This window comes from Flammeovirga sp. MY04 (assembly GCF_001682195.2).
In the GTDB taxonomy this organism is placed as follows: Bacteria; Bacteroidota; Bacteroidia; order Cytophagales; family Flammeovirgaceae; genus Flammeovirga; species Flammeovirga yaeyamensis.
On sequence record NZ_CP003560.2, the window covers coordinates 2,413,889 to 2,437,394 of the forward strand.

A 23,506-nucleotide genomic window follows, 5' to 3' on the forward strand; every position below is an offset into this window, starting at 1 on the left:
CTTTATTCTAATTTGTTGATATGAAATGGCTTTTACTTTTTAGCATCAACATTCTTTTTTTAGTGGGTTGTGATCGTGGAGAAACTCAAAAAAACGATCAATACTTATTTTTTTCTGACCTCGACAGTACTGTCGCTCCCCAAGATAATTTTTATCTATATGCCAATGGAGGTTGGCTACATAGAGAGGATATTCCTAAAAATTTAAGCAGTTGGGGAAGTCATAAAGCCCTAAAAGTAAAGAACAATCAAATTTTAGAGAAGTTACTTACTCAAAAAAACAACTATCCTAAAAACTCCAATCAGGCTAAAGCAATTAAATTCTATAAGGTTGGAATGGATTCAACAGAGATAAACCATCAAAGTTACGCTCCTTTGGTCAATTATCTTAACGATATCAAGCACATTGATACGTATTTCGATTTGCAAGACATGATCGTACGCTTTCATAGAATGCAGATACATCCTTTTTTTAGACCTACCATATTTCAGGACAAAGAAAACAAGGAACAACAAGCCGTCTATCTAGAATTTGAGGGTATGAGTTTTCAGAATCCCAACTTCTATTTTATGTTGGATTCTATATCAAGTCATAATAGAGACAATTATATCACACATATCACCAACATGTTTCACCTGCTTGGATATGCAGATGAAGAGAGTCAAACAAAAGCAAAAAATGCTTTCACTATAGAACAAGGTATCGCAAAAGCTTACAAAAGCTCATTAGCAAAACAACCCAACTTAGATTATTATAATCCCAAGACATTAGAAAATTTAAACGGCATTTGTCAGACGTTTATATGGCCTCAGTATTTCAAATCTTTAGGAATAAAAACTGATAGAGTCATTTTAACCAACCCTGAATACTTTGCCAACATCGATGCCATCATTCTAAAAAATGGATTGGAAAAGGTAAAAGATTATTTGCTCTGGAGATTACTTCATTTTTCTGCCCCTCACCTTTCTTCCGAATTTGTGAATGAAGATTTCTCTTACTTTGGAAAAATTCGTGATGGACTTTTAGATCAGCCTCATCGTTGGGAAAAAGTCTTATTTGAAACAAATAAATCTGTAGGCATGGCCGTTGGTCAGATTTATATTGAACATCAATTTTCTGATATTGAAAAGAAACAAGCGGAAGAATTAATTCAAAATATACTCTCTACTGCACGAAAAAGAATTGATAAGGTATCTTGGCTATCGCCTTCAGCCTTAAAAACGGCCAAACGTAAATTAGAAGGCTTAGTAGTAAAAGTGGGTTACCCTGATGCCTTTCCTTCTTATGAAAGCTTAACGTTAACAGACACTTACCTTCATAATATATTTAGTGTGAACGAGTGGGAGTTTAAACAAAAAGTGACTTCATTAAACGAACCTGCGGATAAGGACAAATGGATTATCCCACCTCAATCGGTCAATGCCTATTATAATTCTTTGAATAATGAGTTTGTCATTGCGGCCGGAATACTTCAACCTCCTTTTTATTTTCCTGAAGCAGATGATGCCATTAATTACGGAGCAATTGGAGCTATTATAGCCCATGAAATCACTCATGGATTTGATGATATCGGAAGAAGATACAATGAGTATGGTGAGGAGAAAAACTGGTGGACATTAAAAGATTATAATACTTTTAAGCAAAGGACTAATTTATTGATCCAACAATACAATCAATACGAACCTTTATCAGGTTATTTTGTAAATGGTAATCTTACTTTGAACGAAAATATTGCCGATTTAAGTGGCTTGGCTTTAGCTTATAATTCCTTTAAAGAACATAACCAAACGCATCAAAAAATAAATGGTTATACGCCTGAACAGCGTTTCTTCTTTTCTTGGGCAAAGGTTTGGCGTTCGAAAACTAGAATTGCCGTACTCAGAGATAAATTAGTAACGGAACGACATGCTCCAGGTGAATATAGAGTCAACGGGCCTTTATCGAATTTCAGCCCATTTTATGAAGCATTTGATGTAAAGAAAGGACAAGGAATGTGGAGAGATGAAGAAAATAGAGTCACCATCTGGTAATTATTGTTTCTCGATAAGCTCATAAATAGCATCTTCTGCAGCATTATAGCACACATCAGGCTCGAAGCCTTTCCCTGCCAAATACTGTAATGTCTTCCCTTTTAAAATGTGTTTTTGATCCTCTTTTGATAACAATTGCTCTAGTTTTTTTAAGGCTAACTTGAGGGCCATTTCGTTGTATTCCTCCATTGGAATTTCAGTAGCCAAGGCATTTTTCCTAATTTCCTGATCAATACCTTTTTGATACAGGGCCATAGATATTTTTCTTTTACCCCATTTATTTCCCCTAAATTTTCCTCGAACAAAGGATGCTGCAAAGCGCTCTTCATCCCAGAATTTATTGCTTTTTAGCCACTCTAATAAAGTGTCCCAATGTTCTTCTGGGCACTCCCACTTTTCTAATCTTTTGATGATGTCTTGCCTACAACGATCTTGGTAGGAACAGTAAGCGGATATTTTAGGGAGGAATTGTTTGGCGATGGTGTCCATTTCTGTGTTAAGCAGTACTATATAACTTATTTGATGTTGTCCTGAAGATCTTACTCACGGTTTAACCCTGGCTATCATACTCAGGGGTGTAACCCTGGCTTCCTTCCCACGGTTGAAACCGTGGGTTGGTGATAAGCTGATTTTGACCACACTGAAGTGTAGTCAAAATTAGGTGAGGGTATTAGAATATTTTTGCTTTGTTGACGATCTTTTGTGTGACGTTGTAGAATTCTTTGAAAACATCAAATGGTTTTTCTCCATTTTCTCTAGTTAATTTAGAATAGGAACCGTCTTCATTCATCACAAAGCTATTGATGTTATCTTTTAAGTTGTAATCCAGAATATTGATGGCTTCTTTCTTACATAATGGATCAACAATCTCGAACTGTGATTCAATTCTTCTATCAAATGATCTTGTCATTGCATCAGCAGAACCGCCATATACAATTGGATCTCCATTATTATGGAAGTAGAATAATCGAGTATGTTCCAAGTAATCACCTACTATTGACTTCACTTCAATATTCTCACTTAGTCCTTTTCTACCTGGACGAATACAGCAAATACCTCTTACAATTAAACGAACAGGTACGCCAGCTTGTGCAGCTGCATATAAGCTATCCATCAATTTATCGTCTTGTAGTGAATTTACCTTTATAACTATACCAGACGTCAACCCATCTTTGGCATTTTTGGCTTCTTTATCGATTAAATCAATAAACCCTTTTCTCATCTGACGAGGGGCTGTTAGAAGTTTATTGTATCGTTTTGGTTGAGAGTGTCCTGTTATGGCATTAAAGAATTCGGATACATCTTCACCATAAGCATCGTTGGTGGATATTAACCCTATATCGGTATATAATTTAGCTGTAGATTCGTTGTAGTTACCAGAACCTAAGTGCACATATCGTCTTACTTTGTCCGACTCGTTTCTCACTACCAACATCAGTTTGGTATGTGTTTTTACAGCAGACACCCCATAAATCACAAAACATCCTGCTTCTTGAAGTTTTTTGGCTTCTTGTAAGTTATTTTCTTCATCAAAACGGGCTTTCACCTCGAATAATGCAGATACTTGTTTACCATTTTCCACTGCTCTCAATAAAGCTTTAGTCACCCTAGAATCTTTCGCTAAGCGGTAGATCGTCATTTTGATAGCCATCACTTTAGGATCATCAGCTGCTTGTTCTAATAACTCTAACATATGGTCAGGGCTATTGTAGGGGTGATGCAGTAGAATATCCTGCTTTTTAAGGCGGTCGAAAATATTATCGGTATCTCCTCTTTTAAAAGACTGAACGGCTACTGGTGTCGCAAAATTTGGTGATGGAGGCTGTAAATAAGCAAATGCTTTATGACCTACAATTTGCCATAAACGAGTAAAATCAAGTAAAGCTGGAGATTCGAAAATATTTAATTCTTCAATATCAAATTTCTCTATTAAAGTCTCTTTTAGCAGTGGATTTGGATTTTCTGACATCTCCATTCTCACTACTCGGCCAGTCTTTCTTGTTCTCAGTTTTGCTTTTAACTCGTTCAAGAAATCAGTATCCAAATCATCACTTTCGTCTAGAGTAAAATCACCATTTCTAGTAATTCTGAAAGTGTCTACTGATTCTATATCTACATTTCTGAACAAATGAGAAATGTACGACTCAATAATATTTTCAATAGGTAGGAATACCCAATAATCCTCCCTTTCTATTTGATAAAACTTAGGTAGATTCTTAGGAATTTGTACGAACGATATTTTTCTTCTATTTCCCGTTTCTTCTTTTTTGTTATTCGTTACTACACCAAGGATAGTTAACAAGTTATTTAGTACCGGAAAAGCGTGATAGGTATCATAGACCATTGGCGTAAGCATAGGGAAAACCATTTTTTCAAAGTAGTTTCTCACCTCTTCTTCTTCCTTATTCGAAAGGTCGCTTACGTTTAAAATTTTAAATCCATTATCCTCAAATTGAGGAGTCAATTCATTAAGAATTAAATCGAATTGTTTTTTTGTAAACTCATGTACATCTGCATAGAGTTTTTCCTTAAACTGGTCTTCTCTTAATCCCGAATAATCCAAGCGCCTTTTTCCAAAATCTAGATAATTGTACAAGGATCCAATTCTAATCATAAAGAATTCGTCGAAGTTAGACGCAGTGATGGCTAAGAACTTTAATCTTTCGAAAACCGTTCTTGAAGACATTTGTGCTTGTGCTAATACTCTATAATTAAATTGAAGCCAAGATAAATCTCTTGATATGTAATTGCTGCTGTTTATTAAAGCTTGGATTTTATCGTGAATGACCATATGAGTTTTTCGGTATCTGTGTTCTATTAAGGGATAATGTATATCTACGTAAAATTACATAATTAAATAGAAATAATAACGTCATATAAATTAAATTATAAACAACTTTGAATATTTTTTGACCTTAAATTGATAAGTATTAAACATTTAATGTCTTGCGATATTTTTAATATTTGTCAGCAAAATCGTTTGTTCATCAAACTTTACTTCTATTTTGTTGACATTCTCGATAACATCTCCCAATTTTGAAGACTACGTCTACACACCATCAATTCATTTAACACATAAAGCAACTAGAAAGCACTATCGTTTTCTTGTGTTTATTGTGTTTTTTATTTTTTGGCAATTAGATGATTTTACTTTAAATCAATGGACTTACTTTGGCGGGTAAGTCGACGACTTGAGCGATGAGAAAAAAATTATTAAGGGATGGAGCTAACGAATTAAGTTACGAAATCCGCGGAATTGTAAAAAAGGCAGAAATCCTTCAGAAAGAAGGTAAAAAGATTTACTGGGAAAACATTGGTGATCCTATCCAAAAGAATGCAGCCATGCCCGATTGGATGTTGGAAATTATCAGTGGTTTAATACAGGAAAATTCCACTTTTGGCTATTGTCACTCCAAAGGTGTTCTAGAAACTCGCGAGTTTTTAGCTGAACAAACCAACCTACTAAATGGTGTTCAGATTACTGCCAACGACATTTTATTCTTTAATGGTTTAGGTGATGCCATTTCGAAATTGTACCAATTCTTGGTGCCTACTTCCCGTATTATCGGACCATCACCAGCCTACTCTACTCACTCCTCAGCCGAAGCCGCCCACGCCAATACTACTCCATTGACTTATAAATTGGATCCAAAAAACCATTGGTATCCAGACATGGACGATCTTTATTTAAAGATCAAATACAACCCGAACATTGTAGGTATTCTGATTATCAATCCGGATAACCCTACAGGTATGGTGTACCCTAAAGAGATATTAGATCGATTTGTAGAAATCGCTAAAGAATTTAATTTATTCTTAGTCTCTGATGAAATCTATGCAAATGTAACCTATAATGGTGCTGAAGCCATTCGATTGGCAGAATACATTCAAGATGTTCCTGGTATTGCATTAAAAGGTATTTCTAAGGAATTTCCTTGGCCAGGATCACGTTGTGGTTGGATGGAATATTACAACAAAGAAAGCGATCCTCAGTTCAGTGCACTTTGCCAAACCTTGGACAACGCTAAAATGATTGAGGTATGTTCTACTAAATTACCTCAGATGGCTATTCCTAGAATTATGAAAGATCCTAGGTACTTACCTTACCGTAAGGTAGCCAATAAAGCTATTGGAAAACGTGCAGAAATTATTGCCTCATTATTGGGTGATTTACCTCAGTTGACGTTTAATAAGACATACGGAGCCTTTTATAACACCATCATTTTTAAAGATGGCGTTCTAAAACAAGGTCAGAGTTTAAAGATTAATGATCCTAAATTCAAAGTATTAAGAGATGAATGGGTAACGGAAGACATGCCACTTGATAAACAGTTTGTATATAATTTACTCGCTGCTAAAGGCGTTTGTGTAGTTCCAATATCTTCTTTCTGTTCTGAATTAGTCGGCTTTAGAGTAACACTTCTTGAAGAAAATGAAGAGTTGCTGAAGGAGACGTTTACGCATATTAGAGAAGCGGTGATTGAGTATTGTGAAAGCAAGTGAGGGAGGTAGCAGGTAGCAGGTAGCAGGTAGCAGGTAGCAGGTAGCAAAGTTAACGCTCGTTTTTAAGTAAGAAGTAAGAGGGAAGAAGTAAACTGGCGCAAATGTTTAGCGATAGCGGCATTTGTGTCTTAAGGCGTTAGAGGTCTCCTGACCTCGGTTTTTAACTAAGGAAGTAAGGAACTAAGGGAATCATCATTTTCAATTAGAGAGGTGGTGAAACCCCTCGATAAGAGGTTGTTGAGTTATCGTTTTCCCACATGTTTTTTCTTAGTATAACTCTTCGTTTTCTCTTCCTCCCCAAAGAGGCGGTGAAACCCCTCTTTACGTAAAGGTGAGTTAGAATTACAAAAATAAAAGAAATGCCGATCAAATCGATCGGCATTTTTTACATATTAGTAGTTGTTTATTGATGCTAAGCATCAACATTTCTTATTGATCATTTTGGTCTATTCTTTTTTGTAATGAAGGGGGAATATCATTATTCTTTACTTTTCCGAAAGGCAAATTGATACCGAATCTTAGATTACCGCCTTTAATCTTACTATAGTCCATTGCTGCAGTAATGATATTATCGGATAATACATAGAACTGGAATCCTGGGAATCCTATGGAAATCATCCCTCCTAAATTAAATGCTTGGTATTTATTACCTGTATAACTTAAACCTAATCCGAACCACTTCCCAAATTGCTTATCTACAGACATGGTAAAGCTTGGGTAGTACACGCCTTTATAAAAGGTTTGTGAGAATAATGCTCCTGCTGTAGCTCTATCCCAAAATTCGTAGGTGGCTGCTAAATTTATTGAAGCAGGAAGCACTGTATTATCTGGCTTTCTACTATCGATGTTATTGAAACTGATGGTATCTGTTAACGAAGGAAATACATCATCGGTATTACCTTCAATTAACTGTACAGGATCCATTCCTTCAAAAGATACATCTTGTAAAGGTGCTGTATAGTTATACTGATTATCATTCTTCCAATATATGGCTCCTAGGTTAATCGCCGACGCTTCGAACGTCAACTTATCACTAAATTGATAAGTGGCTCCTAAATCAACTGCAAAACCTACATTATTCAAGGTAGAAAACGATTTTGTCAATTCGTCTGATTGAAAATCAATATTTCCTTCCTCATCGACGATGTCTCCTAATCCATTGGCTGAGACTTCTAAATCTCCACCTACAATTAAGCCTAGATTGGCTTCATCTTCTTGGTAGATATCCCCATTAATTTTTGCTTCTACATTATGGGTACCAAATAATACTTTAACAGAGGCACCGACCACTAATTTATCATTAATTCTATAATTACCACCTAGACTGACATCTGCGAAAGCTACGGCATCTATAACAGATTCCAACTTTTGCTGTTGACCAAAAACACTTTCAGAAGCGGGACCTCTTAAAACTGTATTCATTAACCCTTTGGTATAGGTCATATGTTGAATGGTGGTATAATTTACTCTAAAGTTAAATCCCCACTTATGTTTTTGATAATACAACCCAAACAGTTGAGTAGATAAAGCCGCTAATTCATTATTCTCATTATCAAGCTCATCCAATATACCGTCAATGTCCAAAAAGGTAGAGTCATTTGCTCTATAAGTCACATCGTTCAAACTGATTCCAGTATAACTGTGTAGAGACATATTGGTTACGGGTATGGCTATTGCCCACTTGTTTTCTGATTGCTTACCAGGATTTAATCTTGCACTTTGCGGGACACTGTTCATAAAATACATGGTATTTATTTGTTGTCCCATCACCATCGTGGACAGAAATACTAAGGAGATGGTGATATATATAGATTTTAAATTTTTCATAAAGCTCATTTTTAATTTTCTATATCAACATCTAATTAATTACTACCAGTAAGATCCACAGTGGCATCCAATAGTAATCCCATCTGAATATTCATCCTCTGATTCTTTTTAATCAATACTGGATCGGGATACGCGGTGGTAGAATCCGCATCTCCTACTAAAGAGAAGGATATATCTAAATATCCAGCATTTAATAAGCTTCGTACTTGTTCAGTGGTTAAATGAGTTTCAAGATATTGTTCTGTATTCCCTGTCACCACACCATTATCATCGACTGCTGCAGATTTAATCACTTGGGTTCCATCTTGATTCCCATCAACGACAATTGAATCTTGAACCAAGCCTCTTTCTCTGTTTCTGATATAAAATTTCAAAGTACCATCTACTGGCAAACCATTATCAACTTTTGACCTTAAAACAGCTGTATTCACTTGATCTAACTCTGATGAAAAGTCTAAACTTAAGTCAGATCCACTTGTGTAATCCATACCAGTGAAACCAATATGTAAAGGTATTCTAGTGGTAAAGTATGCCTTTACACTATCCGTATTACTAAAGAATACTTCATCTCCTGCTTGAATGTCATAAGATGCACGCCCTGCAAATCGCATTTCTGTAGGTCGGTTACTCATTACACTTGCAGCATTACACATAAACCTATTTGTACGTGCTGGTGTATCGAAATCTGCAGCAGCCGCTACATCAATTTGTTGAGTACATTGACTCACTGTTCCAGTATCTGCTATACTACCCGCAAACGATAAAGGTTGAAGTTGAGGAGAAAATGAATTTCCTGACACTGCATTTACACCTCCATTTTGAGATAAATCCATAGATACTGAAGTCCCTAAAGGATTATCAAAATCAAAGTTGATAACGGGATCTTGAAAAGTAACATCTGCTCCTTCTGGAAAAATATCTCCTAAATAATCTGTCTCTATTGATTCTTGTGGTATATCAAATCCTGCTGAACCTAATCCCGAAGGGAAAATTAAGCGCAAACGATCTGCTGAGTTATCAGAAGACATGGCAATACTTGAAACGGTGCCATTCGCTGAGGCCTGTCCTCCGGAAGTAAGTACTCCCATATACAATGTTGGTGTACTTGTTAAAACAAATTCAACATCTGTCAAATCTATACTTGCTGATGATTCTGAAGATGTTCCTGTAGTTCTTACTGTTGTTGATCCGTCTGATGCAATTATATTTCTCAATTCTAAAACGAATTGCTCCCCCGCATTTACGCTATAATCAACATCAATTGAACCTTGCAGAAATCTAATGTAAGTGACTTGTGATACATCATTTTGTAATTCCACGCATGGAAGTGGAGTTGATGTACATGAACCGGCATCAGAAGTAAATTTTAATGTTAGACCATCAGTTGGTACGGGAACGGGAACTCCTGATACTGGATTTGGGAAACTCACACTAAAAAAATCGTCAGTCCCTCCACTACCAAAAGCACCAACAAGGTCTTCCGTAGTGGCTACGACAATCGATGTATCAAACTGAAAATACATAGAGCTATCATCAGCTACTCTAATATCCTCTGTTTCTTCATCAGGAATTAAGTCTGTAAAAGTAATGTCTCCATCTAAAATTGGTACGCCTATCTTGTAATTATCAATAGGTGGAACGACAATTTCGTCTAATGTTGGACCGCAGGAATTTAAAGATAGAAATGCGGTTATTAAAACTATAAACAACTTATAGTTCCATAATCGGTAGATTATTTTCATAGTTATAAATAGTGCACTTTAGTAGGGTCTAAAGTCAGGTTTGATTTAGTGCATGCCGAACATGCTAGGTTATTTTTGGGTTATAAATAAATGAGCTTGAAGAGGTTAAATATTGTAGCAAAAGGTAGATTTATATCAAGCTCATTTCTAATTTAAACTATTTTTTCAAAGAAGTATTGACCTTATTTGAATAATGCAAACATCTGATCTATTTTTACAAGATACAGAAGGGGTAGTCTATTTTTGTATAAAAAAAGTTCCCTGATCAAACACTTTAACATATCTATCTAAAATGCTTAAGGCAGAAGATTATTATCAGTATTTATCACAACAAATAGAAGACGATTCTTACTCCAACTTAGAGAAACACCACAAAATCAAAGATTTACTGGAATGGATTTGTAAAGAAGAGACCAAAGGAGAAAAAGTGTTATTATCCAGCCTTTTCTCACGAATTGCCTTTATCAGTCAGAAAAAAAAGCTGCCTGAATTGCTGAGTTGGCGGTTACAAAAAATCCGTATCAACGATAGGCAATCCAAAAGATCTACCAAATTTATTTCAGATCACGATGTACAATTTGCGGCAAGAGGTGTTGCCGAGTTAATCAAGGAAGTACATGGTGTTATCATACCAGAAAAATTAGACCATTCCTTACCGGAATTACCTTCCGAAGAATTGGTCAACAGACATAAGGAAAATACCATTGAAGTATTAAAAGTTGAAGTTTTAAGAATTGATACAGATCATAACCGCATCATATGTCTGGAAGATGATGAGGAGAACGAAACTACTGCCCCTTTAGAAGTTCGATTTAACGTTTCTGGTTATAACGATATTTATACCGCATTTATCCATAAACTTTGGGAAAATGCACAGTTACTGTTGATCAATGCACGCATGGAGGAAGATGATAGTGTTTCTCCACAACATTTTGTTTTAGAGCCCGATTACCTTATTGATGTAACGGCTGTAGCTGAATGTTTTAGTAGAAATACGACCATTCCTTTGATGCACCTTTTGAAGAAATTCTCGACTTCAACAAGTTCTTCTGCTATGTTATTGGGTAACGTAGCTAACTATTTTTTAGACGAGGCCATACATTCAGAGGATACTGATATACTCGATTTTAGAGATGTATTTACGAAAACGTTTAAAGCGAGTCCATTGGAATATATCACTTTAGACGAGCTTCAGACCAAAGACGGTTTTAATACGTTCATGAAGAAAGCTGAGGATCAGTTTAACAATATCAAAAGGACGATTAAAGAAGATTTTCTACAGCAGAATATTTATAAAGACGGGTGCATTATTGAACCTTCCTTCTATTCTCCTAAGTATGGATTGCAAGGTCGATTGGACTTGTTGCACATCAATCAACATCAAAAAGAATTTAGGATTGTTGAATTAAAATCGGGAACTCCTCCTCAAGTTGGTTTTGGCAACTCGGGTCTTTGGATCAATCATCAAGTACAAACTTTGATGTATCAGATGATATTAAGAGATGCTTATAATGTAGAAAGTAAGCAAGTCTTCCCCTATATTTTCTATTCGAAAACCATTCAATCCCCCCTACGATTTGATACCTTCACTTTAAAATTGGAACAAAGCATTTTGCTGACAAGGAATGAGATTGTTCTAAACGAATTGAAGCTATCCAAAGCTGAAACTTTACAAGAAGTGCATAAAGTGATTTGTCAGTTAAACGAATCTGCTTTTGCAGGGGCACCTCCATTTACCAAGACAGAAGTTAACGAATTCATTCGAAATCTTAAGGGATTGAATCGAATGGAAAAGGCGTATTTATATGCTTTTACGAGCTTTATTTCGAAAGAGCAACAATTGTCGAAAGTTGGGGATACGATCTTTAATCAGGGAGCAGCTGCCTTGTGGAAAGACGATTTCGAGGAAAAGAAAGATAGTTTCAAAATATTCTTTGATCTTGAGGTAACCGGCAATTATGCCAACGAACCTGTGCCTGAACTCATCTTTAAACGTACCAATGAGGAGAATGCATTTGTCAACTTTAGAGTGGGCGATATCGTAACGATTTATCCTAGACAAAGTGCAGATACCATTCCCACTCAAGGTCAGATTAACAGAGGAACCATCACGTTTATATCAAATAGTGAGGTGAGAGTACAGTTAAGACACCGACAAAGAAACTCAGAAATTTATGATGCTGATACCAAGTGGGCTTTGGAAGGCGACTTTATTGAAGCATCATTTAATTCGATGTATAGAGGAATTTTCAATTTTATCAGTTGGGAAAATAAGGAAAAGAAAGCACGTTTACTGGGCTTAAATCCTCCAAAATATCCTGATAAAATGTACACTCATGAGGAAGTGAAATCGCTTGCTCAGGATAAAAACTTAAACGAAACAGAGCTATCGACCTTATCAAAAGCATTGTCAACAGAAGATTATTGTTTGGTCGTTGGCCCTCCTGGTACAGGGAAAACTTCTCGTATGCTGAAGAACTTGGCTCATATTCTTCATAAAACGGATAAAACAAGAAATATACTTTTTGTGGCTTATACCAATCGTGCGGTAGATGAAATTTGTGAAGCATTGGATGAAGCGATTGAAACACCTTTGGAAGATGGACGAAAATTCCTGCGTATTGGATCTGAACATTCTTGTTCTCCACAATGGAAGGAAAATTTGATGCACAACTTGGCTCAAAATGCTAACAATAGAAAGATGTTGAGAAATGGTATCGAGCAACATCGCATATTTGTCTCGACTTTAGCTTCTATTGCAGGTAGATCGTCTCTTTTCAAAATCAAACAATTTGATATGGCGGTGATCGATGAGGCTTCGCAGATTCTGGAACCTCAGATTGTAAGTCTTTTAACTAAAGTCAATCGATTTGTATTGATTGGCGATCAAAAGCAATTACCGGCCATCACTCAGCAAGATCCTGTCCTTTCTGAAATTGACTTTGAAGAGTTGAAGGAAATTGGTCTAACCGATAGAAGAACCGCCTATTTTGAACGTATTTATGCTTTATGTCAGAAAAACAATTGGCACTGGGCATTTGATAGGTTGAAGAATCAAGGACGTATGCACGAAGTTCTAGGGAATTTTGCCAACCAACAGTTTTATCAAGGAAATCTTACGACTGTTCCCCTGCCCTGGCAAAGTGCTTCTTTTGAGTGGGATCAACTCCCTGAATATTCTGATTTAGAAAAGTTATTGGTCGAACGTCGCTTGCTATTCTTTCCTACAACAGGAAAAAACACCTCTACTTCCGACAAGATCAATATGGAAGAAGCAAGGAAAATTGCCAAAGTAGCCGTGGCGACTAGAAAGCGTTACCTTGAGCAAAAAGGAAGCTTTGATATTGATAAAACATTAGGAATTATCGCCCCCTACCGAAATCAGATAGCCGCTATCCGACAAGCATTGGAAGAGGAAGGATTTGAGGATGCACACTTATTGAGTATTGACACTGTAGAACGCTACCAAGGATCTCAAAGAGAGGTCATTCTGATTTCTTTCTGTGCCAACACCCCTTTTCAATTGGAAGGTATGATCAGTTTAACGTCTGATCATAAAGTTGATCGAAAATTGAATGTGGCGATTACCCGAGCAAAACAGCAAATGATCTTCTTTGGTAATCCATATATTTTGATGAGATCTTCTATTCATGAATCGTTAATGAACTGGGTTCGAGATCAAAAGGGTTGGATTGATAACGATAACCTATTATTTTAGTACAACCAATAACAACTACACACACTTTATAAATTAATTATGCCGACGCCTAACTTAACAATAGAAGAAGAAAATCTAGCTATTGATGACATGAAAAACTTTGAAGAGCAATGTGAATGTGCAAGGGATAATTTCTGCAACTTTGTTCAACACAATCAGAAATACAATCAAGAGCAAATCGATTACTTGATAGAACACAGCTTAGGAAAGGACATTTCGAAAGTGTTCCGAGTAGGTTATGTTTTAATTGTTTGGAGTTTTATAGCCGTTTGGATCGATAACTTTTTGATTCCTGCCGCTATTGGCTATTCTGTAGTACAAGGAGAGGCTAGTTGGGTGACCGCTATTCCGGTGATCTTTTTGGTGGTTAATGCCACTTTAAAGGCTATTTTTATCAAATATAGACTGAAGAAGCAAATCGGATGGTTAGGTGCTTATTGGTCGGCTGTACCTTATATTGGTTTTGCTTTCCTACTACAAACGCAGTTTAAAACCGACAAATTACTCTATAAAGCCGCTAAAGATTACTTCCTTTATCAGAAAGTCGTGATAAAAAGAGAAGTTCGTCGCTTTTTTGGTTTAAAAACAAAGTCAGAAGAAACTGAATTAGGATAATTTCCATACATTTGTTCATCAAAATTATCAACCTAATAGTACCATGGACGAAAATATGATCGCAATGCAGTTTGCGAATGCTATTAACACTGCAGAAGACGAAAATCAAATTGCACAAATGATGCAAAGTGCCTTTATGATGTTACAGGGTATGAACTTACCTGCTGAAAACGTTAAGGAAATTGCAGGCAAAGTGGCTGACTTCCTATCGACTGTTGAAGTAGAAGAAGGATCACAACCTGCTAAAAATAAAGCGAAAGCGGTAGAAACTTTACAGGAGTTGTTGAATAGCTAGAAGTAAGTTTTTATTAGACAAAAAGGCGATTTCAAATAAATGATATCGCCTTTTCTATTTTTAGAATTTCCCCCCATTCACATCATTCTCCGGAACAGGTTCAACATTATCCCAATGCTCTACGATCTTCCCATTTTCAATGCGGTAAATATCGACTTGGGCAAGATCTTGATCCATCTTTCCATCGTTATAATTTGCTTTACAAAGAGTGGCAACAAAGTTTCCTTGCCCTACTAACAAAGCAATTTCTTTAAAGTTAAGTGGACGGTTGGTATCACTAAGCACTTTGTATAAAGCATCGTAACCATCTTCTAATTGCTTGCTGTGTTGGGTAAGTTGATCTTTGGAGATATAATCACCTAATTTATCAGCATCGCCTCCATCCATTAATATATTCTCTATGTAGCTTTTTACAAGAGCTTTATTTTCGTCGGTTTTATCAAGGTCAGTTAGTCCTGTATGACCATTTGTAGCTGTATGCCCCGATGGGGTGTTATCATAATACTCTGCAATTACGTCCCAATGTTCAACGATTTTGTCGTTTTCATCTGTATCGAAGAAATCTGTCGTTACCCATTGGGCTGCACCATCATTTAGATTCTGATAAGCATGAACAAATACGTATTGTCCATCGACCATAGAACGAACAATTTGAATATCTCTTTTGGGTGTTCTTTTGATAAAAGGTTCGAAAAATTCTACAAAACCTTCAATTCCATCTCTTACTCCTGTACTGTGTTGTGTATAGCGGTCGCCTGTGTATTTGGTCACGGCTTCTCTTGCATTACCGTCTCTGATTCCCTCCATATAGAGGTTTCGGGCATTTTCTAGTTTTGGGTTCATTATCAATAGATATTTAAAAGTTATGAACCTGAAAGTAATAAAAAAAGAGTGTTGACTTTAGATAAAATCATAAATTAATTTCAACATAAACAAATAATTATTTAATTTCATTGAAAATTTATTGAATTATAATCAACTATAAATCAATACCTCATACACTATAAATTGAATAAAAATAATTGTTTAACATCAAATTAACTTTTATTTTTTAGAATTTATCATTTTTTAAAGAAGTATCTCCGTTATATGAAATGTAACACTGATTCAAAGACAAAATCTATTATACTATGAAAAAGAGTAACATATATAAATTCATCCTATCTATCTTCCTTATTATTGGAATTTCTTTTACGGCAAGTGCTTTGGATATTGTTCAAGACACAACATTAACTAAGAAGGAACAGAAGGCCCTTAAAAAAGAACAAAAAAGAAAAGCAAAAGAAGAAAAGAAGGCACAACGTGAAGCGTTAGAAAAGTTAGTAAATCAACAAGCTAATGCTGCTATTGATAGTCAATCTTTTGTTCTGGAAGCAACTCAATTATATGATAGAAGAGGTAGAACAGTAAACGTTCAATCGAACATCAACTTCTTAAAAGTAGAAGGAAATACAGGTGTTCTTCAGATTGGTTCTGCTCACCTTGTAGGTTGGAATGGTGTCGGCGGTATTACTGTTGACGGTCGTATTAGTGACTGGAAAGTCACCAAAGACGAAAAGACAGGACGTACAAGAGTAGAATTCAACATTATGGGATCTGTTCTTACAGCTCGTGTTGCTTATGACCTTGATGGAACTGGAAATTTCTGTAATGCTACTGTAAATGGTGTATTCAGTAATAGTCAGTTGAAAATGAGAGGACAATTAGTACCGAATAAAGTGAGTAGTACTTTCGAAGGTATGATAAGATATTAAAAGAGATATAACCATAAAACTATTGATAAACACAAGGAGCTAGTGATTGAACATCGCTAGCTCTTTTTATTACCTGAGAAAATTCACTTTATCTATTCACTAGCATTGCGTAAAATATGTGAAAATTGTGTAAGTTTGTTCTGTATCAACTATTACTTGTGCCTACAAACAAACTTATGTATTCAAAACCAATTAGCTTAATAGCTAAACTATTTTTTGGTATACTGTTCATCTTTTTCTTTGCAAACTATTCACAAGCTCAAGATGCTCAGTTATCACAATATTACGCTTCACCTCTTTATCTAAACCCTTCTCTTGCAGGAACAGGCGGAGACGGAAGAGCAAACATTAATTACCGTAATCAATGGATAGGTGTTCCATTAAATTACAATACATTTATGGCCTCCTTTGACACGCCCATTCCTAAGAAGAATATTGGACTAGGTGTATTAGCACATCAGGATATCTTAAATGTAACTTCTGGAACCGCTTTTCAGCGATTTTCATTTAATGTCACGGGGGCTTACCATTTAAAAATCAATAAAAAGTACAATCTAAGCTTTGGACTTCAAGGCGGATTTGAACAATCTACTCTGGGTTTTAATCACCTGATTTTTGATGACCAAATTGATAATAATGGAAATATCAATGGTTCAACAGCAGACAAGCTTTCTGATCAAAATAAAATATATCCTGATATTTCATCTGGAGTAATGTTCTATGCGAATCATTTTTGGGCTGGAGTTTCACTTTATCATATCAACCAACCGAATATTTCTAGATTAGAAAATGGGGTGGATATTTTGCCTATGCGATTTAGCTTAAACTTAGGTTATAAGATACCACTCACCCACCGCTGGAAAGGGGCTATAGCAAATTATGATGATAAGACAATTTCTTTGATGATGCATTACCAAAATCAAGGAACAAGTGATCAATTAAGTTTGGGAGCCAACATAAATTACAACCCTTTGATTTTTGGTGTTTGGTATAGAGGACTTCCTTTAAAACTAAATAGTCATCCGGATAAGTTAAACCACGATGCCATCGTACTATTAACTGGTGTGAAAGTACGAAAATTCACTATCGGTTATAGTTTTGATATTCCTATTGGAGGACTAACAGTGGGTGAAGGTAATTCCCATGAAATCTCTATTCGATACGATTTTAATTTTTTCCCGAATTACTTCAAAAAAAGGGATTTGCAGAAACAAATTCCTAATCATGCCAACTGTCCAATACCAACACTTTAGTAGTAAGCAAACAACAAAATGAAAAACAAACTAATATATACTATCACCTTAATTTCATTTCTATTCTTATTACCTCAAGTTTCAATTGCCCAAAAAATTATGGCAAAAGAAAGTGTAGGAATGTCAGGAGGTGAAGATATTACGAATAATACAATCGATCGTTGTAAAACATTTTACTCCTATTTCTACATTAATGATGAAGGCAAAGGGAGTATTTCTAATATCTCATGGAATTTTGGCGACGGAAATACTTCTACAGAAACCAACCCTTTCCATACTTTCCAAACAGATCAAGATAAAACATTTAGTTTTGTCGTTACCTTTATACAAGGAGGAACTTCGAAAACTTTAAGATCAACCATAAAAATTTCGACTTCACCTGAAGTAGATTTTACTGCGAGTGCTACGGCAGGTTGTGAAGGTGATCAAATCTCTTTTACAGTTAATTCAAGTATAGAATTAAGTAGTGTTCAATTTATATTGAATGGTCAGGTACTCGATGAAGGTGAACTTTCGAGACCTTTACCTGCTAGAGGGCAACCATATATTGCAACCATTCGAGGTACCACGCCTAATGGATGTGATATTGTTCAAAAACAAGAGTTCATTACGATATCAGAATTAATAGTTCCGAGCGTTACTCCTGCAGCTTTAATTACATGTCAGACTAATATTAATCAAACATTTAATGCATCTGCAATTTTTGATGCTACAGGCTCTCAAGTCAATAGCGGTATGACTTACGATTGGGATTTTGGAGATGGAAACACTTCTCAAGGTGCGTCTGTGAATCATTTCTATGATATATCAAATGGAGATCAGTACACTTTAACTTTGACTGCTACCTATGGTGGATGTTCACAAACGGTAATCGTTCCCGTAGCATTAGATGCAGGAAGCGATATGTTTACCTATGAACTTCCTGATACCTATTGTGCATTATACCCTGTGACTTTCACTCCAAGCTTACCCGATAATTTACAGGATCAAGAAATAAGATGGGATTTCGGATCTGGCCCTCAAGTCACTTCGGTATATCCTGATAAAATCACCCATAATTTTACAAATAGTAGCAATTTCAGCAAAAACGTAACGGTAACTGCTTATGTAGGAAGTAGCTGTAGTTATTCTCAAGTAATTACGATTCCTCCTATGGAGTTATCAGATATTTATATTTCTGCGAATAGAGAACTGTTTTGTACCGAATCGTTTTCTGTCGATTTATACATTGCTAATTTACATGATATCAACAACTACTTTTGGCGTATAAAAGGTTCTGATACTCGTTTATTCGAAAATGAAAGAAGACCTAGAATTTCCTTAAGTGGTTATGGTGAACATACCATAGAATTGATTTCGAATGATGCTGGTGAATGTATCATTACGGAAATTGACATCTCATCTTATCCTATCACAGCAGAAATTATCGATTTGCAAGATGCTTGTGCTCCTCATACATTAGAAATTGGGTATGAATTAGAACAAGATTCTAAAATTATAAGCGATAACTCATCATCAAGAACTTGGACGGCAAAAGGAAGAAATACTGGTACTACTGTCACTTCAAGAAACAAACGCTTTTTGATGAGTAATTTGGTTGCTGATACCTACGATATTTCAGTTTCTATAGATTTCCCTGCTGGCTGTACTGTCACAGCAACAGACGTATTGAAAGTAGGTAAAGCGATTACAGCCGATTTTGAAGTTTTGAATGGTCCTGACTTTTGTAACAATACGCTTATCAACTTTAATAATACCACAGATTTGGGCGGTGTTCCTGAGAGCGAGGTGACCTTCTTATGGGACTATTTTGGCAACAATAGATGGTCTGAATCTCCAGGAAGACATGGTGCTCAAACTTACGATCACTTAGATCCAGGAGAATACAATGTAGGTCTAAAAGTAGTTCAAGATGGTTGTGAGGGACCTGCGGTTTATAAAAAAATCACGATTCTAGAACCCCGAGCATATTTTTTATTAGGTGTATCACAATTGTGTGATCCTAGTAAAATTGTTATCAGAAATTTATCGAAAGGAGCAGAACCGAATAGCGATTATATTTGGAATATACAGGTCGGACAAGATTCCGCTCAAATTATCACTAAAGATATCAACGAAGATATTGTCAATCACCCTGACTTCTTGGCTTTAAATATAGATTATGGTGATTACATTGAGGTTTCTCTTACTATAGAGAATACTACATCGGTTCCATCAGTCACTCCACCTAATTATTGTGAGCATACTTACACCGATTATTTAACCATCGCCACAAAACCAGATCCAGTAGATATTCATTGGGATTTTACGCTTCATGATAATATCAATGCGTATGCAAACCCTACAGAAATTTGCCAAGGATCTACTTTATTTTTTGATCCTAAAAATACGGAAGGCGGAAATTACTCTTGGTCGTTTAGAAATGAAACCACTAATCAAAGAATATATCCTAGCTACTCGACAAGAAGACAAAGCATGACCTTTAACTATCCTGGTGATTGGGTGATTGAACTGAATGTAAACTATTACAATGGTTGTTCTGAAACCACTACCCAAGGTAAAATTAAAGTATATGCCATGGATTTTACTATTGATCAATCGAGTAGTGGGATATGCTTAGGTGACGAAATCACTTATTCTGTTCGATCGGGATCTAAAATCGAAGCTCCAAATCCAAGATGGTCTTGGTTTGTAAATGGAGATAAAATTCTAAGTGGAACAGGTAAAAACATCTCTGATTTAAAATATACTTTTGATGAACTAAGTGTTCCTCAAGGAAAAGAAAACGATGTACAATTAGTGGTTTACAGTAGTGTAACCAACTGTGAAGTGTACTCCAATACACGAAGTTCTATTGTCACAAAACCTATTATCAATATATCAAGTAATGTAGCTAATCATATTGATTTTAATTTTAAATGTGATTATGTACAAACGTTTATCGATCCAAATATTAACTCAAGTAATGTCTTTGCTCCCTATTATTCTAATTATAAGTGGACACATACTGACCCTTCAGGAACTACAAAAGTGATTAATGAGAATAATCGATCGAACTACGTATTTAGATTTGATAATTGGGAAGCAGGTACACATACTATGACATTGGAAATTACTGATTATAACGGATGTTCAACTTCCGATACTTTTTCTTTTGATGTCCCTAAATTACCTGTCGGTAAAGCTGATTTTACTCCTTCAGATGTTGAATTAAACTGTCCTGCAGTGGTCGATTTCTTTGATAATGCAGATGGAACATCAGGAAATTCTACGTTAAGAAAATACTACGGTGGTGGTGATGTACCCATTGGTAAAAGAACATGGTACATTTTACAGGATGGCCTATTAGTGAATGAAATCGAAGTTTACGGAGATCAATTCGAGTATTTCTTTACTGCAGGTGACTTTGAGGTATATATGGTCACCGAAGATTACCAAGGGTGTACTTATACTTCCGAAACCAAAGCAATTTCTGTAAAGGGTGTGAGTGGATCTTTCTACATCAATAAAAAAGCGGGTTATGCACCTTTAACTACAGATATGGTAGCCCTTCCTGCATTTGTATCTTCTGAGGTAAAAGAAATACGATACATATGGGCTTCTGGTGATGGTTACGAAGGCATGGATTCCTTACAAACTTTCACCTTCTATAACGACTCCAATTGGGTGTACACACCAAAATTAGTATTCTACTCTATTTTAGATTTAGGAAACAATCAAGAAGCCACTTGTGAATACGATGCCATTACAGATGAAACTGTCACAGTTTTCAAAAAGCCTGAACTAGAGATTGAAGATGTTGTGGTTTGTATGACCGATGTTTCTCATACTGTAAAAGGTTACGACGAAAACTTTGAAGTCGCCAATCTCGTCGTCCATGATAAATTTAGTTATAAAGGAACCACTAAATATCAATGGTCTGTAGATGGTGTAGATATTCCAGCAGTCAATGGTGGCACAGACTCAACAGCCACCTTTACGTACGGAACTTCTGGAGGATATTTTGAAGTGGACCCTTTTAATGCCGATGGAAGAGATTATACCTTAGAAATATGGGTGGATGCTGTTTACACTGATTTTCAAGATAGCAACAATAACCACATTGACACAAAAGTGGGTTATTCTACAAGAACATTCAACGTAAAATATGTCGCTCCTCCAATCCCAGTAATTGATATTTTACCTGAAGTATGTAAGTTAGATTCTGTTATTTTTGATGGCAGTCAATCGAATTTTGCTCCCTACCCTGCCGGAGTCATCACACAATACAAATGGGAAATCCTTTCAGGTGCTACCCTGATAGATAGTTATACATCAGAAGAGGCTATTTCTACCTATAAATTCTCACAACATGGTACTTTTGATGTTCAACTGACCGTCACAGCAGACAATGTTTGTGACCCTCAATCAACATCAAAAAGTATTATTGTTCACCCTCTTCCAATCATGAGCTTTGATGCTCCACCTGTTTGTATTGGAGACGAAACCATATTCACGAATACCTCGACGTTTAACGGACAAAATATTGGGGTTGACCCGAGTATTGTAAAGAATATCACTTGGTATTTTGATTGGGAAAATGATTCTACCACAGTGAGTTCAAAGGTATCCAATCCTACTTTCACCTATTCTGAATCAGGAACGTATAAAGTGAAACTCATCATTGAATCATTTAAAGGCTGTATTGATGAAATCATTCAAGATGTGAGAGTTACTGACTATCCTTACCTTGAACAAAAAGAAGATTTTTATTTATGCGAAGGAGAAGCGACCACTTTATCAGTCGTTGGAGGTAGTCGTTTTGAATGGAGTACTGAAGAAAGTTCTGAAAGTATTACGGTTACTCCTACTGAAGAATCTACAACATATACCGTTAAGGCTTGGAATGACATCGGTTGTTATGTAGAAGAGAGTGTAACCATACACAGTATCTTACTTCCTAAAGCAGAAAACACGATCTATTATGCTTGTGAGGGTGATAGTACCGTAATTGATGGAACTATCACAGGTTTCGATGGTGTACTTGGTGAATACAAATGGTCGAATGGTGCTACAGGACCTCAAGTAACAGTAAGCGAACCGGGTATCTATACTTTAACGAATTTAGTAACGCATACCTTATCTGGAGTTCAATGTTTAATTACTCACGAATATGAGTTTATTCATCGACCATTACCTCCTGATTTTGCAGTTTCAGATACCTTATTCTGTTTTGAAGAGTTATACCAAATTGAAATCCAAGCTCCTCAAGGTCAAGGATATGTTTATCATTGGGAAGATACGGACGAAACCGCTTCTTCTGTGATCAGATATGATGGTGGTGAATACACTGTTCGAATTATTGATACTTCAACGGAAGACAATTGTGAGAATACCACAACCATGAATGTGACTAGAGGTTGTCCACCGATTTTCTTCAATCCAACTGCCTTTACTCCAAATAAAGATGGCTTAAATGATGAATTCTTAATTCGTTCAAAATATGTCATCAACCTTGAGATTTCTATCTATAATAGTTGGGGAGAAATTATCTTCCACAATAAATATAGAGACTCTAGTAAAGCCCAGGAAAAGGGTTCAGGTTGGAACGGCATGTACCAAAACAAGGTAGTTCCTAGTGGAATTTATACCGTAATTCTAGAATATGATAGTGAGTTTTTTGGGACTCACCATAGAGATGCGACTCATCTAACAGTGGTACAATAAGGCTTTATTATTGTTACAAAAAGAGCTAGTGATATTCAATCGCTAGCTCTTTTTGTATATATG

At 36.0% G+C, this 23,506-nt stretch carries 13 protein-coding genes; 8 read left to right on the forward strand and 5 right to left on the reverse strand.

Annotation, left to right across the window (positions count from 1 at the left end; all coding sequences use genetic code 11):
• The first annotated feature begins 20 nt into the window (after positions 1 to 20).
• The gene (locus MY04_RS09740; protein WP_066209083.1) at positions 21 to 2,030 is read left to right on the forward strand and encodes a M13 family metallopeptidase; all 2,010 of its coding nucleotides are present in this window, start codon (positions 21 to 23) and stop codon (positions 2,028 to 2,030) included.
• On the opposite strand, the gene MY04_RS09745 is transcribed toward MY04_RS09740, so the two are convergent.
• On the reverse strand, positions 2,031 to 2,519 hold the full coding sequence (locus tag MY04_RS09745) for a regulatory protein RecX (protein ID WP_066209088.1): 489 nt from the start codon (positions 2,517 to 2,519) through the stop codon (positions 2,031 to 2,033).
• 181 nt (positions 2,520 to 2,700) lie between these two features.
• Positions 2,701 to 4,821, reverse strand: coding sequence for a polyphosphate kinase 1 (gene ppk1 / locus MY04_RS09750; protein WP_066209091.1), 2,121 nt, complete (start codon positions 4,819 to 4,821; stop codon positions 2,701 to 2,703).
• A 407-nt stretch (positions 4,822 to 5,228) separates the two neighbouring features.
• Between ppk1 and MY04_RS09755 the strand changes: the two genes are divergently transcribed.
• Positions 5,229 to 6,533 carry a pyridoxal phosphate-dependent aminotransferase gene (locus MY04_RS09755; RefSeq protein ID WP_066209093.1) on the forward strand — a complete coding sequence of 435 codons (1,305 nt, stop codon included), beginning with the start codon at positions 5,229 to 5,231 and terminating at the stop codon, positions 6,531 to 6,533.
• 429 nt (positions 6,534 to 6,962) lie between these two features.
• On the opposite strand, the gene MY04_RS09760 is transcribed toward MY04_RS09755, so the two are convergent.
• Both MY04_RS09760 and MY04_RS09765 read right to left on the reverse strand, forming a co-directional pair.
• Positions 6,963 to 8,360 carry a DUF5723 family protein gene (locus MY04_RS09760; RefSeq protein WP_158297638.1) on the reverse strand — a complete coding sequence of 466 codons (1,398 nt, stop codon included), beginning with the start codon at positions 8,358 to 8,360 and terminating at the stop codon, positions 6,963 to 6,965.
• 35 nt (positions 8,361 to 8,395) lie between these two features.
• The gene (locus MY04_RS09765; protein ID WP_066209099.1) at positions 8,396 to 10,102 is read right to left on the reverse strand and encodes a hypothetical protein; all 1,707 of its coding nucleotides are present in this window, start codon (positions 10,100 to 10,102) and stop codon (positions 8,396 to 8,398) included.
• Positions 10,103 to 10,394: 292 nt separating this feature from the next.
• Between MY04_RS09765 and MY04_RS09770 the strand changes: the two genes are divergently transcribed.
• From MY04_RS09770 to MY04_RS09780, 3 genes are read left to right on the forward strand one after another with little or no spacing between them, the layout of a single operon-like run.
• Positions 10,395 to 13,820 carry an AAA domain-containing protein gene (locus tag MY04_RS09770; protein ID WP_066209100.1) on the forward strand — a complete coding sequence of 1,142 codons (3,426 nt, stop codon included), beginning with the start codon at positions 10,395 to 10,397 and terminating at the stop codon, positions 13,818 to 13,820.
• A 39-nt stretch (positions 13,821 to 13,859) separates the two neighbouring features.
• Complete coding sequence (locus MY04_RS09775) at positions 13,860 to 14,435, forward strand: hypothetical protein (RefSeq protein WP_066209102.1); 576 nt, start codon at positions 13,860 to 13,862, stop codon at positions 14,433 to 14,435.
• Positions 14,436 to 14,478: 43 nt separating this feature from the next.
• Complete coding sequence (locus MY04_RS09780) at positions 14,479 to 14,730, forward strand: hypothetical protein (protein WP_066209104.1); 252 nt, start codon at positions 14,479 to 14,481, stop codon at positions 14,728 to 14,730.
• A 60-nt stretch (positions 14,731 to 14,790) separates the two neighbouring features.
• Here MY04_RS09780 and MY04_RS09785 read toward each other — a convergent pair whose 3' ends face one another.
• Positions 14,791 to 15,573: a nuclear transport factor 2 family protein gene (locus MY04_RS09785; protein ID WP_066209107.1), complete on the reverse strand. Its 783-nt coding sequence runs from the start codon at positions 15,571 to 15,573 to the stop codon at positions 14,791 to 14,793.
• A gap of 287 nt (positions 15,574 to 15,860) precedes the next feature.
• Here MY04_RS09785 and MY04_RS09790 point away from each other — a divergent pair, with 287 nt between their 5' ends.
• From MY04_RS09790 to MY04_RS09800, 3 genes are all read left to right on the forward strand, one after another.
• Positions 15,861 to 16,484 (forward strand): DUF4251 domain-containing protein, encoded by a 624-nt coding sequence (locus MY04_RS09790; protein WP_084005827.1) that lies wholly within the window; start codon positions 15,861 to 15,863, stop codon positions 16,482 to 16,484.
• A gap of 176 nt (positions 16,485 to 16,660) precedes the next feature.
• Positions 16,661 to 17,737, forward strand: coding sequence for a PorP/SprF family type IX secretion system membrane protein (locus MY04_RS09795; RefSeq protein ID WP_066209110.1), 1,077 nt, complete (start codon positions 16,661 to 16,663; stop codon positions 17,735 to 17,737).
• An 18-nt stretch (positions 17,738 to 17,755) separates the two neighbouring features.
• Positions 17,756 to 23,443: a PKD domain-containing protein gene (locus tag MY04_RS09800; protein ID WP_066209113.1), complete on the forward strand. Its 5,688-nt coding sequence runs from the start codon at positions 17,756 to 17,758 to the stop codon at positions 23,441 to 23,443.
• Positions 23,444 to 23,506 lie beyond the last annotated feature (63 nt).